This window comes from Enterococcus sp. 4G2_DIV0659 (assembly GCF_002140715.2).
Lineage (GTDB): Bacteria > Bacillota > Bacilli > Lactobacillales > Enterococcaceae > Enterococcus_L > Enterococcus_L mansonii.
Genome location: NZ_NGLE02000001.1, coordinates 2,858,928 through 2,876,620, shown reverse-complemented (window position 1 = coordinate 2,876,620; position 17,693 = coordinate 2,858,928). Strand labels below are relative to the sequence as shown.

The window sequence follows — 17,693 nt, the reverse complement described above, 5'->3', positions numbered from 1 at the left end:
TCCTTACTAATTTTTTTAGTACTGCCTATTTTTCTTAAAACAGAAACACCCAAGCACCAATAAAATGATCGTAGCTATGCTTAAAGAAATAATGCCATTTAAAGAATTGATTTGTCCATTATGCATCGTTCTTGGTAAACACCAATTTGCATAGTATTCTTGATTTTCAATCGAAAACAACTCAAATGATCGAAAATCATATCCAATAAAAATTTTACTTACATTCAGATAAGTAAATGGATTCAATGAAGCTACTTTTTGTATAAACTTATTATTTAAAGTACTTACCGCATATCCTTCAAGCAAAATGAACATTGTCATAACCAAAGTCAAATTTGTTTTCTTCAGTAAAACACTAAGTAAAAAATGAAGAGCAAAACAAAAGGCTAATACAAACACAAACAATGCCAATACTTGTCCCACATAATATATCACCGAGATAAACTTCATTGACCTCTGCGTAAAAACAACCACAGGATACGTCAAATCACTACTCCCTGACAGTATACTTGCTAGTATAAAACCAAATAAAAGTAACACAAAAACTGCCAGGATGGCCTGTACCAAAGCTAAGCCATACTTAATAAAAAACACCCGAGTTCTTCTAGTAGGCTGCGAAAAAATAAAGGATAGATTATTTTCTTCAATCTCTTTTGACAGACTATCTCCAAATAACAATAGTAACAAAAAAATACCGAAAAAACTTGCTAAATACGATAACAAAATGGCCGAGAAAATACTATTATTTGTTCCATAACGCATTGATTGAGGTGGTAACTTTCGTTTCAACAACGCCTCATTTAACGCTTGACGATAAAATGGATATGTGGGTAATGTCAATTTTCCTTCCAAAGATTCGCCCTTATCCGTAGCTGTTCGGAAATCTTCTTCCTGATCCAAAATCCCTTGATTTGTTTCTTCTAAAAATGCTTTGATTGTATCATTAAATTCTGTCTGATTCATGACTGATTGCTTGCTGCCTATTTGTGCTTTTATTTGTTCATCCTCGCGCTGTCCCAGATATACATTAAAAAAGAATAAGAAGGTCGTCAAAAGAAAAGCCAACAATATAAATGAAAAAGTTTTCCGCGACTGCCATGTTTTTTTCAACTCAAAACAAATCAAGTTCATACCATTTTCCTCCTCAAACTCCAACACCAAATCAAGGCTAAACAGCCATTCCAAGTAATTAAAACAGCGATTTGAATCATAAATGAGGATTGGAATTGACCAATACTGGATGCTATTTTTTCATTTGTATCCATATAAGAAAATGGCATCCAACGACTTATCTCTGCTATTTCAACAATAAATTTCGCTAGGATCACCGGTACAAGCATTAACACTAAAAAAACGCCTAAGGCTTCGAGCGAATTTTTCAGCCATTTAGATACTAACAGTAATAATCCGATTGAAAATGAGATAAATAGGAGCTGTAAAATAAGCATTTTAAGCAAATATATCCACAAAGGGATTAACTTAAACGTCGTTCCGTTAGAAATCACCATCGGATACATCAATGACCCCATACCATTCAATAAGCTTGATGCGATAAAACCAACAAACAACACGCTTAACATCCCGCCAATAAATAGTCCATTTGCCATCACGTATTTCCGCCAGAAAAATATCTTGCTACTAATCGGTTGCACAGCCATAAATAAATAATTTTTGCGTTCATATTCACTAGTTAAAAAATCAAAAAAGAATAAACCAATCATAACAAGGATAAAGTAATTCATCCAATGACTGAGCAGATAATAGACAAAATAAAAGCCCTGTTGCCCAATAGCCAGATTTTGTATCTGTATCTTTTCTTTCAAAAGCCAGCGATTTCTTGCAAGTTGCTCTTTAATCTGAGATTCATTGTGCCAGGTTTTTCCACCCATATCCAGATATTTTTGCTGTAAAGTTAACCTTTTGGTTTGGATTTCTGTTTTTTTAACCCATTTCTTTTGTCTCTGAGCTGTATTTTCATCTTCTAATAAATAAATGATATCAATCAATAGTTTTTGCAGTTTTCTATCCTTTTCTGACTTAACTTTTCCTTCTTCATTTAAATGCTGCAATAATTTATAGTTTTCCTTGGGACCAGTATAATTTTGAGGAGGATCGATTTCATCATTGATTGCTTTTAAATGATTGAATACACGTTGTTCTTCCCCTTGATTATCATAATAAAGATTTGCTAAACTTACAAAAACGGAAAGTATCGCTAAACAAAGTAACAGACTATTTTTAGGGTTCTTAATCCATTTTTTCCACTCAAATATCATGCTTGTCCCCACTGATTTTTTATATATAAATTAAAATAAACATTCTCCAAATAACCATTTGTACTTTGACAGTCAAATAACCTTATCTCTTGCTCTTTACAAAACGAACGAAAAACAGAAAGTTGTTGCTGTGAAAACATTCCTTGTATTTTATAATCTGAAAGCTGTGTGCACGGGACATCAATTCTTGATAAAAATGAGCATGCTTTTTCTATTTCTTCCAAAATAATTGTATACTCTGTCCCATCAATTGATACATCTTCTTTTTTTAACAACTTTCCTTCGTGTAAAAAAAGCACATCATCTGTCACTTTTTCTATCTCGTCTAAATTGTGAGAAGAAATAATTATTGAGACACCTTTTTTGGCGAGAGAACGGATAAGCCTTCTTACTTTGATAATACTGTTTGGGTCTAATCCGTTCAGCGGTTCGTCCATTAAAAGCAATTTAGGTTGATTAATCAATGCAATGGCCAAAAGGAGATGCTGCTTCATTCCTAAAGAATAAGTCTTAACTTTCTTTTTCATATACTCAGCAATCCCTAACTCTTCAATAAGTACTGTGAGTTCACTCATTGTTTTTCCATGTTCCTTACGAACAAAGTCTAAATGATCCCAACCAGTTAATTGTCCATATAAAATAGATGAATCCTGCAAATAAGACACCTTATAAAACATGCGATAATCCGTATTCATCATGTCAAACACCTTTATCGATCCTTCATCTACTTGGTCGATATTAGCAATAACATTCAATAATGTTGTTTTTCCTGTTCCATTTGGTGCCACCAACGCAATAATTTTGGGTTCATCTAAAGAAAAATCTAACTCTTCTAAAATTTGTTGTTTGCCAAAGTATTTCGTAACTCCTTTTATTTCCAGTATTTTCCCCATCGCTTACTCCTTAGATCTTTTTTATCAATTCTACTTACTGAAGCTTCTCTTTTTATTCTATCATTAAGCAACTTATAGAGCCTTGTCATTTTGATGAACAATATGTGAATAAACTAAGAAGACGGCATAATCCATAAAAAAAATAACTCTCTCAAAAGCTTTAATCCTATTCACTCACACTAATTATTAGAAAATTGTAAAATTTTAAATAAAATCCATTTAAACTAAGGTATACTAGTTATAGAAATAAAATGGAGGTTTTGTTAAATGGATTATAAAATGACAGAAAATACCGTTTTTCCATTGGTAGAAGTGGATTTACGAAAAGAGGAAAGTATTCAGCTGGAAAGTGGAGCGATGGTTTATCATAATGGTGAAATCCATCTTGAAGGAAAGATGAATAGTAACGGAAAATCAGGGTTAAGTGGTGCAATCCGTGCTTTAGGTCGTTCGATGTCTAGCGGAGAAAGTTTTTTTATTACTAAAGCATCTGGCTTAACAGATACGGCAAAAGTTGCGTTGGCTCCATCTACACCAGGAGCAATCAAAGAACTTCAAGTAGGAAGTGAGCATTGGCGTTTAAACACAGGCGCTTTTTTAGCCTGTGACTCGACTGTTTCTTATAGTATGAAACGTCAAAAACTTAGTGGTGCTATTTTTGGCGGAACAGGTGGATTATTTGTAATGGAAACATCCGGTTCAGGGTCGCTATTGATCAATAGTTATGGAGATATTGTAGAGATTCATTTGGATGGCACTAAACCATTTGTCGTTGATAATCAACACGTTGTGGCCTGGTCTGAATCCTTAGATTATGATATAAAAGTCGCTTCTGGACTATTTGGTTTTACAACAGGCGAAGGCGTTGTTAATGAATTTCACGGAAGCGGAACAATTATGATTCAAACAAGAAATATCGAAGGATTAGCTGGTTTAATCAGTCCTTTTATTAGTACAGGTTCATAAAAATAAAAGAAGCAATCAACTGGAAAGTCCAATGATTGCTTCTTTTTCGCTTAAAAATCAGCAAATCCTGCTGCTTTTTCTTGAGAAAATAAATGATGTTTTTCTGAAATGATTTGCTCAAAAAATAGTACCTCTGACACGCTATAATAAGGAATCACATACAGGCTAGTCAAACCAAAACTAAATATTGTTGCAAAGTACCATAGGATAAATGAATAAGAAAAAATCAAATATTCCATTTTATATCCCTTCATGAGCTCTTGACTTAAAGCAATCGCTTCTTTAGGAGATAATTCTGGATCTTTTTTCAATAAATAATTTGTCATCCCATATGATAGTTGCTTAACAACTCCAGGTACAAAAAATAACAATGACCATAAGAATGTATAAAGTGAAACCAAGAGATTAGCTACAATTGTACGTTGTCCATTTCTCTTGATAAAATCCATAAACACTGATTTAAAGCTAAACAATCGTCTTTCTACATTGTCGATAGCTGCCCATTGAATCATTCCTCTATACAAAATAATACCAACGAATAATGTAACCCACAGTAAAAAAGCGAACAGACCGCCAATAGATGTTCCAATAGTTGTTGTTTGTTCATACGTTACTGTTTGCGTTCTATTTCCCATCGATGCACTTTGAGAGACAGAAAGAGCATTCAGACTTTTCTTATTAGACTTTTTGTGGTCTTTATAATTGTAAGAATCCTCTTCGTAATAACCATCTTCATATCCTTCGTCATATCCTTCCAGATAGCCATCATCATACCCACTTCGATAGTCATTATTTGATTTAGGATTCTGTGTATAGCCATCTTGCCAAGACTGATAGCTATCTGTATCTTCCAATGGTCCAGTACTTTGAAACAGTGCAAACGTAAAAAAGAAGTAGATAAATAATAGTATACAAGGAATCAATACAAAGACGCTCCAATTCCCATAATGTCCATGTAGATGAGCTTGCGCTTTTTTCTTTAAATCACTTCGAATCATAGTCATCCTCCTTTTTAACTCTGCAAAAATTATAATGATTGTTTTTGCAGAGATTACTATGTTATTTCTTTTTAATTATACCTTTTAATTTCTTTGTATGAACACTCAATTCCTTTATAAATTTTTTAAGTTAATGATACAAAATCAAATGACATGAAAGAATTGTTTTCTCACTCTAAATAGAGTGAGACGTACAGGAGTTTAATGAGGATTGGTTCTGAGTCATTTCAATCCACTCACTCTAAATAGAGTGAGACCCCTTCCGGAACTGCTTTATCGGCTGGCGTTCCTTTATTTCAATCCACTCACTCTAAATAGAGTGAGACATACCCTTACTATAATTCTTTAGGGAAACGAGTTATTTCAATCCACTCACTCTAAATAGAGTGAGACATATTATTGATTTTAGTTCTGCAACTTTAGAATATATTTCAATCCACTCACTCTAAATAGAGTGAGACTCTGACCGTCTAAAGAAGTAACTGACTTGCTCTGAATTTCAATCCACTCACTCTAAATAGAGTGAGACTTGCGCCTTTCGCGGATTCGTGGAACAAGAACAAAATTTCAATCCACTCACTCTAAATAGAGTGAGACCGTGAAAAAGTAGTATATTTAAAATAAAAAATCCCCTTTTCCACAAAAACAACACCAAAAATAAGATTTCAATGAGAAAAAAGACGTTTATTTCGTTTAATTCCAGCAAATAGTGGTGCGAATCCTCCAGTGATTTTATGTGCACTTAAGATCCGCACCATTAAATACTTACTAAAAAAACAATTACAAACATCTTTTTATATTATATTTAAACTTGGTATTTTTGCGCCAAACTCTTATATTCCATATGTTCTTCCAAGCTGCTTTTTAGTTGTTTCTTATTTGAATGATTGAATCTAAATCGTTGAACAGCAAAATACAGCCAAACGCCCATACCAGCAATTAACAAGACAAAACCTAGCCCATGTAAAATATCCATATCCACGTAAAATAATGGAAGTGATATTAATACGCCCAATAGGCCAAAGCGACCTTTTTTCTTCAAACTCTTCTCAAAACCAGAATGTTCTTCACTTGTAGGTCTTGATCCATCCATTGTTATTTCTTCTTTCGATGAAGCTGTCACAACTACAAAATAATCGATTCCTTCATACTTATAGCTGATTTTCCAAAATGGAACATAGACATATTTCGACGTTAACTCATAACTAAAAGTTGTCAGTTTCGCATTTTTATTCCGGTCACCAGGTAATATATCAAGCATTTCTTCTTCTGCGGCTTCACGAGCGAAATCTCTCACCAAACGAATACTTTCAGAAGCCTTTTCAGGTGAAATTCGTAATTGACGAGTTCCTGCTGTGTAATGGTCATCAAATGCCGTGATGTTTGCTAAAATCTTTTCAAAATCAAAGGCTTCAACAAATGTTTCAGCCGCACCCGTTAATTCACTACTGATTAGGTAACTTGTAAAGGCAGATCCGCTAAAAATATCGCTGGCATGATTCCAATCAGTCACTGTTCTCGTTTTAGTAACAGGTTCTGAATATTTATTGCCATTTTTGTCTTCTTTTGTTTCATAATCAGTATATTTTTCAGTTCTGTTGTAACCAATATCCGCTCCCCATGAACCTTCATACTCAATAGATGCACTCATATATGGAATGTATATCTGTTCAAGTGTAATATTAGATGACCGATCCAAGATATCCAACGGAACATTTTTACCCTTGATCAACCATTCATAGAATTTCATCTTCGCTAAACCTTCTGGTACTTGAAAAGGTACTAACTCATCTGCTTCAAAAGCTAAATTATCAAATTCTTTTTCTGCTTTTGTCGTAAATGTTGAATGACAAAAATCACAGGCAAACTGCTGTTTTTCAATGTTAAAGGTCACAGGTGAACCACAATTTGGACAAAGCTCAACTTGTCTATTCTTCTCATCGATAGATGCCTGAATAACATCTTGCATTGTCCCACAGTGAGGACAGTGTTTTACATTTGGATCAGTGATTGCTCCCCCACAGGATGTACACTGATTTTGAACTAATGAATCTCCCAACTTCTTCTCCTCCAAAATTAAAATTTCCAGCTTTATTATCTCATTCTTTCAAGAAGACGTAAATAGGAAACTTTGCAATTGTTGTTATTTATAGTTCATAGACTCTATCTACACTACCATCTACATCAACAAAATACTTTATATTATCTTCCCGATCACAATAAACTGTAACTTGCCCATCTTGTAAAAAAGGTGTTGGATCCATTCTCAAAAACTGGCTCTTAAAAAGATAGGTTTCTCCTTGCTTGTTTGTATAAGAACATAGTAACCGTGTCGCAAAGCGATTATTTATCTGAATGGACGAAGACGTAAATTGAGCGACTTCTGCGCGAAGAGCAAGTCCTTGCTCTTTCAATAGTTGGCGTTGTTTTTTCTTTCTATAATTCCAGAAAAGCAACGTAGCTCCGATAAGAATTGGCACCATACCAATGATTCCAAACACAAGTAAGAAAATATGACGCATGTGTTGGACATTTTCTTGTGTATAAGGTTGAGCAACACCATTTATAGAGAACTGAAAATTTGTCTCTGTAATAGGCATGACTTGTATAATAAGAGCTGGAACCAGTAAAAATAATCCCATAATGCATGGCAAAATGCCAATCCAGATAAAATTGATGTAAAAAGATTTTTGTTTTTTATTTTTCATATTTTCTCCTTTGATAACACTTATAAAATCGTTTTATTAGCTAGTATTTTCTGTTTGATTTCTTCAGAAGAGTAGCTTTTTTTGTCGTTTTTAATAACTTCGGATTGATCTTCTATAGGCGACACAAATCTGAAAATTGTACAGATAGCTTCTGATTCCCCTTTATTGGATATACGATGAATACTGCTATTCATACGTATTATTTCACCACTACGGACTTCTTCTTTTATAATATCCGTTTCTAACCATTCTAAAAGAATACAACCTTTGTTTATAACAATAATTTCCTCAATCTTTTTATGCACATGCCAATCTTGCACACACCCAGCAGGAATAACATTCGTGTGAATTTCAAACGCATCAAATAAATAGTAGTCAACCTCGGTTCCATTCGCTTTTTTTATGGATATAGCTTCTGTTTGCTTTACTATATTAGGTTGATGCTTTTTTGACTTATGACTTGCATCCATAGGTTTCCCCTCCTTTTTTTGTATAGAAACACTTAACTAGATAAAAAAGAGAGGTAATTGCAGCGTACGCACACCTCTCAAATAATCTCCTTGAAAACATCAAAAGAAAGACTTCTTCTCCCAGCCCATTAATTCAATGTTCTACCTTTGAAAATTAATACTGCTAGAATGGCAAAAATTGCTCCTATACAAGCACTTTGAATCATTAATAAAACACCGTATGATGTTTCTCCCATTCTATTTTTTTTCACCATTGTTTGCATGATCACTGTTGCAACAAAAGCGACTGTCGATAAGACGAATAACAAAATCAACAATTCCCTCTACCTCCTTTTTTTAAATTCAACCTATATTCATTGTATCAATGATTCACCAGGAGAGAAACCATTCATAAGCTTTTTCTTTATCTTTTTAAATACATACCCAAACTTTTAGGACTCGTTTCAATAAAACCATACTTTTCGTACAATTTATTTGCCGGACAAGTCGCTATCAAGCTAATATAAGCGAATGGATCAATCGATTCTTTAGCGTAAGAGGTTAAATGTTCTACTATTTGTTTCCCCAATCCATTTCCTTGAGCGTTTGGATCAACAACGATATCAACAAATTGATAAGCCGTTCCTCCATCTCCAACCATTCGTCCCATTCCAATCAACTCGCCGCTCTGTTCTTTCCTAATAGTCAGCGAATAGATGCTGTTTTTTAAACCAATTGCACTTGCTTCTTTTCCTCGTTTTGATAATCCTCCTTTTTTTCGCAAAGCCAGATATTCATCTACTTCTGGAATTTCCACTTTCATCACATACTTCTCCATGTCTTGCTCCTTTTCTATTAAATTTCTTTGGAATTTTACTTAACCTTTATAAACGTTCACAATACACAATTAAATCGTTCCACGCCAGGATACTTTTCTCCTAAACTAAAGATTTCAAATCTATAACTTTTATAGAAGTCTACAGCGTCATTATCTGTTTCAGCAACTACTTTTGAAGGCGAGTAGACTTTTCTTATGTAGTCAATCATGTCACTACCAACTCTTTTGAATCGATGCGTTTTTGCCGTTGCGATATGAGTGATTTCAAGCCCTTTTTCTTCTACGATTTCAATACCAATACATCCTACTAATACCTCACCACGGTAACTCAAATAAAGTTCACGATTCGCAGACTTTACATAATTTTCCAGCTCACTAGCAACGTTACTACTTGCTGTAGCTTGTCCAAGTAATTCTATTATCTCTGTATCAATTGTTGTGAATTTTTTAATCATTTTTCTCCCACCCTTATCAAGCAAACGTTCCCATTATAATGTAAGTATATACCAAAACATGTATCTTCGAGCAAAAAAATCAGCTATCTCTAAAAAGAAATAGCTGATCACTTTTTTATACACGAGCTTTTGTTTTAGCTGCATAACGCGTTACATAATGTTTTTCTAACCAACTTTGTCCCCAGCCGATTGCTACACAAAGCAACCAATACATCACTGCGACCAAAATATACATCGTCATATAATCAAAGGTTCTTCCCCCAACAATTTTGGCTTTTTGAAAAATATCAGGAATCGTGATCATTGCAGCTAATGAACTGCCTTTTAATAGATCCATTGCCACATTTCCTAAAGCTGGGATCGAAATCCGAAATGCTTGTGGCAAAATAATTTTGCCCATTACTTTTTTAAACGGTAAGCCTAATGCATACGCCGCATCCCATTGTCCTGCTTCCACTCCAGCAATTGAGCCTCGATAAATTTCCGCAATAAAAGCACTACTCGTCAAACTAAAACAAATACAAGCTGCCGTCAATGCACTCAATTGATAGGGCAAACCAAAATACAAAAGAAACAACAATACCAAACCTGGAACGCCTCGTAAAAAAGAGATATAAAATCGAACAAATCCTTTAATTATTTTTGAAGGCAACATCCCTAAAACGGTCAAAAGAATCCCTAGTACATTCCCCATCAAAAACGTGACAAAACTGATCCCTAATGTATAAGGCAAGCCAGTTAGAAGAAAGGGAATAGAGTCGATCATCAACTGAAAATCAATTTTTGGTATATACATCTATTCTACTGAAACACTTTCTGTTACCTTTTCTTTTGGCTCAACAGAGACATCTGTTTGGAAATACTTTTCAGAAATTTTCTTCAGCGTTCCATCCTCTCCCATCTCTTTTAACGTGTCATCGATTTTTTTGCTTAGTTCAGTGTTTCCTTTTTTCATTAAAAATCCTGTGAAATTCGCATTAAAATAGACACCTTCTAAAATTTTTACTGGAATATCCGGCAATGCACCTACAGACATTTTTTGTAAATAATAATCGTTCAAAATAACATCTGTCCGGCCATTCGCTACATCTGTCAAGTATTGATCGTTCGTCGCATTATCATAAGTCACCAATTTTGCGCCATATTTTTCAGCGATTTTCATATAATTTGTATTGGGTTCTCCTGCAGCTTTCTTCCCTTTTAAATCTTCAAGAGAAGCAATCCCAGAATCATCACTTTTTCGGACGATCATACTATCAAAAGAATATTTGATTGGTGAAGATAGGATGAAATTTTTCTTTCTCTCACCAGTTAAACTAAAGTCATTCGCCGCAAGATCTGACTCGCCTTTGCTCACAGAAGTAATTTGACCATCTACGTTGTATTCTTTAAATTCAACATCAAGATCTAAACGTTTCGCTACTTCTTTGATGACGTCTACATCATAACCAGTTAACTCATTTTTATCATTATAATAAGAAGAAGGAAATAGTGTTCCTGAAGTGGCAACAGTTAATTTCTTTGCTTCTTCCACTTTTTTCCAACTTTCGTCATTTCCTGCTGACTTGTCTTTTGTTCCACCACACGCCACTAACACTAAAATCAATACAACAATACTTAAACTAGCAAATACTTTCTTCATTTGAACCTCCTATGATTCACGATAATCGTTTGGTAATAAGAATTTTTGTTCTTGCTCAAATAATTTTCCAACTTGAAAGAGAATATCTTCTCTGCCTTTTGATGCCATAAATTGAATGCCTAGCGGTAATCCAGATTCAGCAATATGTGTTGGTAAACTAATTGCTGGCTGTCCTGTTAAATTCGCAAGTTGAGTAAAGGGGGTGATCGTCAAACTTTTTTCAAACATATCATAGATCAAGTCTTTTAATTGTCTAACAGATAGTGATTCCGCTTGCGCTAAGTCTTTACGAATCTGATCACTTTGTAACTCTGCATCTATTTTAGGGGCAATATCTGCTGTAGTGGGCGTTAATAATACATCATATTCTTCAAATAATTGCTCCATTTTATACGCCGCTTGATCCCACAGTTGAAGTGATTGTGTATACTGACTTGCAGGTATTTGTAAGCCGTATTGGTATATCCCCCAAGTCATTAATTCCATATCTTTTTTAGTAACAGGTCGCTGAATGGCTTGTTGAATTCCTTCAAACATTGCAGCCGTTTCTGCTCCATTCATCAAATAATAACTGTCGATCAATTGACGACCATTCACTGGATATTGAATTTCAGTTACTTCATGACCTTGTTGTTCCAAAAACTTCGCAGCATTGCGGGTTGCTTTTATCGCCTCTGTTGAAACAGGTGTGCCTACTGGAGATTCTGTTAAAAAAGCAACCTTTAAGACTGTTTTCTCTGCAGCATATTGATGGGACCACTCAGCTCGTGGTGCTTGATACGGTGCTGCTTTTTCTACTCCACGTAAGTGATAAAACAATGTTTCTGTATCTCTCATCGAAACAGTCAATGCAAAATCAATCGAAGCTCCTTGCCAGCCACGCCAGCCATCCGGTCCGACTGGCATAGTCCCTCGTGTCGGTTTTAAACCAATCAAGCCGCTAAAAGATGCGGGAATCCGAATCGAACCACCACCATCACTTGCCCCAGCGATTGGAAACAACCCACTAGCAACCGCCGCTGCTGCACCACCACTAGATCCTCCTGGTGAATACTCAAGATTCCATGGATTTCTAGCTGGACCATAAATCGTTGGGTCAGAAATATTTTTAAAACCAAACTCAGGTGCATTAGTTTTCCCTAATGGAATCAAGCCTAATCCCTCTAAACCTTTTACAAAATTATCTGTAGAAGTGGCACGATTTTCTGTGAACAAACGAGAACCAGATGTTGATTTCATTCCTGCTTTGTCTTGTCCTAACATTTTTAAAGGGATTGGTAAACCAAAGAAAGGACCACTCTCTGCTCCTTTAGATTTGTATTGTCTTTTAGCTGCTTCAGCGTCCCAGTCGACAAATGCATTTAATTCGGGATTTAGCTTTTTCACTTGTTGCGCTCGCTCATCGATCCATTCTGTTACACTTAACTTTTTCGCTTGAAACTGTGTTGCGTAATATAAACCGTCTTTCATAATCCTCCCCCTTACAAATCGCTGACTTTATTATACAGGTTGGTGAAAGATTTTTTGTTTATTTTGCTTGGATGGATTTTTTTGTAGAATATATAACTTGATTTGGCTGTTTAATCAATCACCCTGACTAACCCCTTCGATAGCTAACTCTGATTGCTTATCACACCTTTTTGAATCCTAGTTAGCTCTGAAAGTGCAATTATATCTTTACCTACTTTCATGTGAAACTATATTAAAACTAGCTCAACTGTCAAACTTCTAATAGAGTTTCATTTACTGCTCTTCTTATTAAACCTTACAGATTTATCAAAGGAAGACATCTATTAATAATTAACAGATTGTCTTGCTAGAATTTGCTAAAACCTCGTTTACTAAACCAATACATTTATTTCTCAAGTGCTTTCCTTTTTTCTTCCTACTACTAACTATTTTTTAAAATATCAAACTAACTTATTCTTCATGATAAAATTAATTTAACAAAATAAGCAATAAACAAACGACTAACCCTAATGCAACAACAGCAAAATTTATTAATTGTTGCTTCGTTCCTCCAATATAGTCTGGTGTCTCGTGTTTATAACTTGGATTGACCGATTTAATATTGTAATCTAATGTACTGCTGAAAAAAACATCTGACGGAATCATGAAAACAAGCATAATCCCGTAGATAATCGCAGTGAGGACAAAAATTGATAATTTAATCCAGATACCTGCTATTGATCCTAGTATCAAAGGAATCAGAATGTACAGCAAACAAATAAGCAATGGTTTTCTTAAGCTTTGTTTTATCATTGATGTGTCCCCCTCTTATTTAAATTTGTTCAACTATATTGAAAAGAGTTCAGGCTTTATCTCCTAAACTCTTTTTGTTCTAAGGGAACCTATTTTCAACTGTCTTTTATTTAAAATCTGCTTCATTTTTCTTTATAGTCTCATTTGAAAATTGATAATAACAGGGTTTATTATCATAGAAGATCTCTTCGACAAAATTGACTTTTTCTTCCGGCAAATCAGAAATGATTGCTGGTGGTACAAAGTATTCATTTGTAGGTTTAAATCGATAGAATAAACTCGTCCCGCATTGATTGCAAAAAGCACGTTCTCCTACCGTAGAAGAATGTAAAACGGATAAGCCATCTTTATCAATTAAATGAACACTTTCTCCTGCTTCTAAACTGGCAAAACCAGTAGAACCATTTAATTTCCTACACATGGAACAATGACAAATCGTTAAATCGAAATTTTTTAAGTCCAGTTCAAATTGAACAGCCCCACAAAAACATGCACCTTTATAATGCTTCATATGTTCACCACCCTTACAAGATTAATTTTAAATTAAAATTCGAATAGTGTATAGCGAACATAAAATTAAATTTATTTGAACGTATTTTTGATTCTCAATACTTTTTGTAACCTCTCGCATGCCGTAACCTGGCATCTCAAATAGATTAATGCGACTAACTGTCTTAGTTGTTTTTTTGTATATGGACGAACATTCCAACTAATAATTGTTCCATCTTCAAAAAGAAACTGAATTTCTTGAGAAATATACGTCCCTTTTGCTCCGTGACATGTAGGTTCTTGGAGTGCTGTACCCAAATCTTTTGGTAAACCAAATTTCACTAATTTTTTCAGGTCTAAGGTATCGACTTTTCTATCAAAACTCGTTGAATTCTTTCTGGCATAATAGCGACTTATCGTGAAATTATCGTCGCTTAGAACATAGTATGTATTGATAAATCGCCATGGAATGACTACGCAAAGTATAAGATAGACTGGATTTTGTGGTCTGATTTTCTTCATTATTTTCCTTTTTCAGTGAACTAACATTACGTAATTCTCTATTTTTCAGTGCTATTCAACTGAGTCATTTTGAGTCGCTAATTCATCAATCTTTTGTTTGTGTAATAGAACTAAGTCTTTGAGCTCTTTAATTGATATACTATTTTTATCCGTATTCGAATCAACTTCCGTGCCATATTCATCTATAATTACTTGTCCAGATAATATCGTCCCGTCTGGAGAAACTAAAATTCGTTCCGAATCATCATGATACATTTCAAAACGACCAATAATCGAATCTGCATTTGATTCGTTAAATGTTTTGTATATCGTTTCTGCATCAGCATTTTTAAGGTCAATCGAAAATGCTTCTACTTCTTTTGCACTTAATTTTTTCTTGGATTGTTCAATTGATTCTTTGTCTAGCGTTTGTTTTTTGACTTGTGCTTCCTCACTATGTTGTGTTTGCGCTTTCGTTTTATTATAAACAATAAATGTTGTAAAACCAGCTAGTAAAAGTAGTGAAAAACTGAGTAGATAAATTTTCTTTTTCATGTTATGCCTTCTTCCAAATGTATTTTTAAATTTGACGTATTTAATAGATTATCGGAAGTCACCGCTGACATAACTTCTCTACAATGATAAGTATATCATACTAATTAAGCTTTTAAAATGAACGATTTCTCTTATATAAAGCTGTCATTGTAAGGGAAAAATAAGGAGGATTATGTTTGTGGGCGTTTGTTTCATGATTTTTTGAGGAGTTTATTCGGTTGAAGATGTATTTTTGAAGAAGTGACATTGATAAAAGTTTTGTCTTTTATTTCATCAAGCAAAAAGAATAGATGAAGTATCGGAGCAGCTTTGCCCTTGCTTCATCTATCTTTATGTCCAATTTAAATTAACAATCGTTCTCTACATTGATAAATGAAGAAGTTCATAAATTGTCCCGATATTTTCAAATTCGTCTGGTCTATGAGTAAAAAAATAAAATTCAACCGATTTCCATTTATCCGGATTATAAACAAGAACTTTTCCTAAACTCCCTTCATCTGTAAGTGAAAATGTAGGTTTGGACATTTTCGTTTTTTCTTGAATCGTATTCTCAATTTCAAGTACATAGTTAGATTCTGAAATCCTATCTGATAAAATTACATGCACTGGCACAGCAATATTAATATGCTGCCAACCAAAAGAACCTAAAATATTATCGTAAAATCCATCAAAAATAAACGTATTCATGCCTTGATGATCGTTCCACATATACAGTGGAGAATATTCCTTTTTAGTAGATTCATTTACTATTAAATATGCTTTAAATAACAAACCAGAAAACCCATCCGTTTTGCTTCCATTTTCATAAACACGCTTCTTGATAATGTTCATATCATAATCATTTGGTAACGTAATCTTATACTGCATAGCATTCATTCCAAACACGTCCTTTCTACTATAGATTTATTATACAAACAACTTTTCACGCTGTATAATGGCTATAAATCATATTCACTATTCCATATTGGAATAATCAGAAAGGATAGTAGCGCCATGCAGATTGACGATATTAAAATATTCTATGAAATAGCCCGTTTTAACTCAACAATAAAAGCCGCTAATAAATTGGGCTACGTACAATCAAATATCAGTAAAAGAATTGCAAAATTAGAAATAGAACTTGGCAAAAAACTTTTTTATAGAACAAATAAAGGGATGACTTTAACTACTGATGGAGAACGTTTTTTACCTTACGCTGAGAAAATTTTATCCACTGTTGCAGATATAGAAAAGAATTTTTCTCTCCGGCAAAATGAAGTCAGAATTGGCGCAACCCAAACAATTTCTAAAAATTATTTACAGAATTATTATTTTGAAGATAACATTTCAATTTTTACAAGCTCTTCTAAGGAACTGACTCAGCAGTTATTGGATTGTACGATTGATTTTATGATCGTAAATAAGTTCATTGCTACTCCTGAATTGAAAACAATTCAAACAATGAAAGAAACCATTTCTTGGACAAAAGCAAAAAAGAACACTACTGATTTTTTGAACAACACAATTGTTGTAAGTAGAGATACTCAATGCCCTTATCGAATAGAAACACTTGATTATCTAAAGAAAAATAACCTTACTGATAAATCTATTGTTGAGGTGGATACACTTGATGTTATTCTTTCAGTTCTTGAGGATAATCATGCGATCGCAATTTTACCTGAAAAAACGATTTCCTCAACTAATCATCTTCAACTGATTAATGATATCGTATGCAACCCTGTTTTTATTTATGTCTATTCTCTTTCGGGAAATAAGTTGACGTTTCCTCTTGATTTGCCTGATTTGAATTAGTGTTACTGAAAAAGAGTAGAATAATAGGCAGTAAAACTGCTTCTTATTCTACCCTTTGCTACTATCTTCTTTATTATCCATTGCTTAATTTTATCAATTCCGTTCCTGCTTTATCCCATAATTCATTCATCATATCATAATACTCATCATCCATCGCAACATCCACGAACATTTTCGTTTGGTTACCTATCGGTTCAAATAGATAGTGCTCAAGCATCTCCGCAAATCCAGGCACCTCCACATACTTACCATTTGTAACCTCTCCTAAAAAGGCAAATTTGATTTCTTTTTCTGGTTCAAACACAACAACTTTAGAAACCAGACCATTCCCTGTTTCATCAACAAATAACACCGTTTCGTTCAATTTCATCTCACCAGAATAGGTTGACCCTTCTTGAAATGCATCAGCCCATTTTTCATATTTGCTACGATCAACGACAAGCTGCCAAGCTTTTTCTGGAGTACAATTAAGTAAGAATTCTTTTTTGATGTGCTTCATTGGAAATCCTCCTTTTGCATCTATTTGTTGAGATTTTTTAGTATATTAGTCTGTATATAGTATACCATGTAAGCGAGCTCAACACAGTGTTATACGTACTGCTGTATATTCTCTGTTTCAATTTTTAATACTCTGATTTGGTTTAAAACCAGAAAGCTATCGTTTCATATCCGATAGTACTTCCCCAAAGAGAATCGTTCTTTAGTAAATATATATCTTAAGGTAATATTTAACCACACCAGTTATTTATATTTTAAGGAATTATGCTGCTTGATCTTTTTGAACGCATTTCTATAGATATGGTAAAAACATATATTGTATGCTATAATGCAAGTGATAAGAGAGATATGCTCTAACATACCTCTCCTATG

The 17,693-nt window shown here is 34.0% G+C and carries 21 protein-coding genes and 1 CRISPR repeat array; of the genes, 2 read left to right on the top strand and 19 right to left on the bottom strand.

Annotated features, from left to right (window positions below; all coding sequences use genetic code 11):
• Positions 1 to 15 precede the first annotated feature (15 nt).
• The 3 genes from A5880_RS13540 to A5880_RS13530 are packed head-to-tail and all read right to left on the bottom strand — an operon-like array spanning position 16 to position 3,169.
• Positions 16 to 1,131, bottom strand: coding sequence for an ABC transporter permease subunit (locus A5880_RS13540; RefSeq protein WP_086329543.1), 1,116 nt, complete (start codon positions 1,129 to 1,131; stop codon positions 16 to 18).
• Positions 1,128 to 2,276 carry an ABC transporter permease gene (locus A5880_RS13535; protein WP_086329542.1) on the bottom strand — a complete coding sequence of 383 codons (1,149 nt, stop codon included), beginning with the start codon at positions 2,274 to 2,276 and terminating at the stop codon, positions 1,128 to 1,130. Before A5880_RS13535 ends, A5880_RS13540 begins: the two co-directional genes overlap by 4 nt.
• Positions 2,273 to 3,169, bottom strand: a complete 897-nt coding sequence (locus A5880_RS13530) for an ABC transporter ATP-binding protein (RefSeq protein WP_086329541.1) — start codon at positions 3,167 to 3,169, stop codon at positions 2,273 to 2,275. Before A5880_RS13530 ends, A5880_RS13535 begins: the two co-directional genes overlap by 4 nt.
• 267 nt (positions 3,170 to 3,436) lie before the next feature.
• Between A5880_RS13530 and A5880_RS13525 the strand changes: the two genes are divergently transcribed.
• Positions 3,437 to 4,135, top strand: a complete 699-nt coding sequence (locus A5880_RS13525; protein ID WP_086329540.1) for a TIGR00266 family protein — start codon at positions 3,437 to 3,439, stop codon at positions 4,133 to 4,135.
• Positions 4,136 to 4,185: 50 nt separating this feature from the next.
• On the opposite strand, the gene A5880_RS13520 is transcribed toward A5880_RS13525, so the two are convergent.
• The 15 genes from A5880_RS13520 to A5880_RS13450 all read right to left on the bottom strand — a co-directional run bounded on the left by A5880_RS13520 (position 4,186) and on the right by A5880_RS13450 (position 15,899).
• A complete protein-coding gene (locus A5880_RS13520; protein ID WP_086329539.1) occupies positions 4,186 to 5,133 on the bottom strand; it encodes a DUF975 family protein in 948 nt (315 codons plus the stop codon).
• Between the two features lie 224 nt (positions 5,134 to 5,357).
• Positions 5,358 to 5,730: direct repeats of the CRISPR family, unit length 33 nt; unit sequence ATTTCAATCCACTCACTCTAAATAGAGTGAGAC.
• 208 nt (positions 5,731 to 5,938) lie between these two features.
• The gene (locus A5880_RS13515) at positions 5,939 to 7,192 is read right to left on the bottom strand and encodes a zinc ribbon domain-containing protein (RefSeq protein ID WP_086329538.1); all 1,254 of its coding nucleotides are present in this window, start codon (positions 7,190 to 7,192) and stop codon (positions 5,939 to 5,941) included.
• 88 nt (positions 7,193 to 7,280) lie between these two features.
• The gene (locus A5880_RS13510; protein ID WP_086329537.1) at positions 7,281 to 7,841 is read right to left on the bottom strand and encodes a hypothetical protein; all 561 of its coding nucleotides are present in this window, start codon (positions 7,839 to 7,841) and stop codon (positions 7,281 to 7,283) included.
• Between the two features lie 20 nt (positions 7,842 to 7,861).
• Positions 7,862 to 8,311: a cupin domain-containing protein gene (locus tag A5880_RS13505; RefSeq protein WP_086329536.1), complete on the bottom strand. Its 450-nt coding sequence runs from the start codon at positions 8,309 to 8,311 to the stop codon at positions 7,862 to 7,864.
• Positions 8,312 to 8,439: 128 nt separating this feature from the next.
• Positions 8,440 to 8,628 (bottom strand): hypothetical protein, encoded by a 189-nt coding sequence (locus tag A5880_RS13500; protein ID WP_086329535.1) that lies wholly within the window; start codon positions 8,626 to 8,628, stop codon positions 8,440 to 8,442.
• Positions 8,629 to 8,714: 86 nt separating this feature from the next.
• Entirely contained in the window at positions 8,715 to 9,128 is a 414-nt protein-coding gene (locus A5880_RS13495; protein ID WP_086329534.1) for a GNAT family N-acetyltransferase, read from the bottom strand.
• Between the two features lie 56 nt (positions 9,129 to 9,184).
• On the bottom strand, positions 9,185 to 9,583 hold the full coding sequence (locus tag A5880_RS13490) for a GNAT family N-acetyltransferase (protein ID WP_086329533.1): 399 nt from the start codon (positions 9,581 to 9,583) through the stop codon (positions 9,185 to 9,187).
• Positions 9,584 to 9,698: 115 nt separating this feature from the next.
• A complete protein-coding gene (locus tag A5880_RS13485; protein WP_086329532.1) occupies positions 9,699 to 10,379 on the bottom strand; it encodes an amino acid ABC transporter permease in 681 nt (226 codons plus the stop codon).
• On the bottom strand, positions 10,380 to 11,225 hold the full coding sequence (locus A5880_RS13480) for a transporter substrate-binding domain-containing protein (RefSeq protein WP_086329531.1): 846 nt from the start codon (positions 11,223 to 11,225) through the stop codon (positions 10,380 to 10,382).
• A 9-nt stretch (positions 11,226 to 11,234) separates the two neighbouring features.
• On the bottom strand, positions 11,235 to 12,695 hold the full coding sequence (locus A5880_RS13475) for an amidase (protein WP_086329530.1): 1,461 nt from the start codon (positions 12,693 to 12,695) through the stop codon (positions 11,235 to 11,237).
• A 468-nt stretch (positions 12,696 to 13,163) separates the two neighbouring features.
• Entirely contained in the window at positions 13,164 to 13,487 is a 324-nt protein-coding gene (locus tag A5880_RS13470) for a hypothetical protein (RefSeq protein WP_086329529.1), read from the bottom strand.
• A 106-nt stretch (positions 13,488 to 13,593) separates the two neighbouring features.
• Positions 13,594 to 13,998 carry a GFA family protein gene (locus tag A5880_RS13465; RefSeq protein ID WP_086329528.1) on the bottom strand — a complete coding sequence of 135 codons (405 nt, stop codon included), beginning with the start codon at positions 13,996 to 13,998 and terminating at the stop codon, positions 13,594 to 13,596.
• A 71-nt stretch (positions 13,999 to 14,069) separates the two neighbouring features.
• On the bottom strand, positions 14,070 to 14,498 hold the full coding sequence (locus tag A5880_RS13460) for a hypothetical protein (RefSeq protein ID WP_086329527.1): 429 nt from the start codon (positions 14,496 to 14,498) through the stop codon (positions 14,070 to 14,072).
• 51 nt (positions 14,499 to 14,549) lie between these two features.
• A complete protein-coding gene (locus A5880_RS13455; RefSeq protein WP_086329526.1) occupies positions 14,550 to 15,032 on the bottom strand; it encodes a hypothetical protein in 483 nt (160 codons plus the stop codon).
• 360 nt (positions 15,033 to 15,392) lie between these two features.
• Complete coding sequence (locus A5880_RS13450) at positions 15,393 to 15,899, bottom strand: DUF4865 family protein (protein WP_306298339.1); 507 nt, start codon at positions 15,897 to 15,899, stop codon at positions 15,393 to 15,395.
• 126 nt (positions 15,900 to 16,025) lie between these two features.
• On the opposite strand from A5880_RS13450, the gene A5880_RS13445 reads away from it, so the two are divergent.
• Complete coding sequence (locus A5880_RS13445; protein ID WP_086329524.1) at positions 16,026 to 16,823, top strand: LysR family transcriptional regulator; 798 nt, start codon at positions 16,026 to 16,028, stop codon at positions 16,821 to 16,823.
• Between the two features lie 73 nt (positions 16,824 to 16,896).
• On the opposite strand, the gene A5880_RS13440 is transcribed toward A5880_RS13445, so the two are convergent.
• Positions 16,897 to 17,322: an SRPBCC family protein gene (locus A5880_RS13440; protein WP_086329523.1), complete on the bottom strand. Its 426-nt coding sequence runs from the start codon at positions 17,320 to 17,322 to the stop codon at positions 16,897 to 16,899.
• Between the last annotated feature and the right edge of the window lie 371 nt (positions 17,323 to 17,693).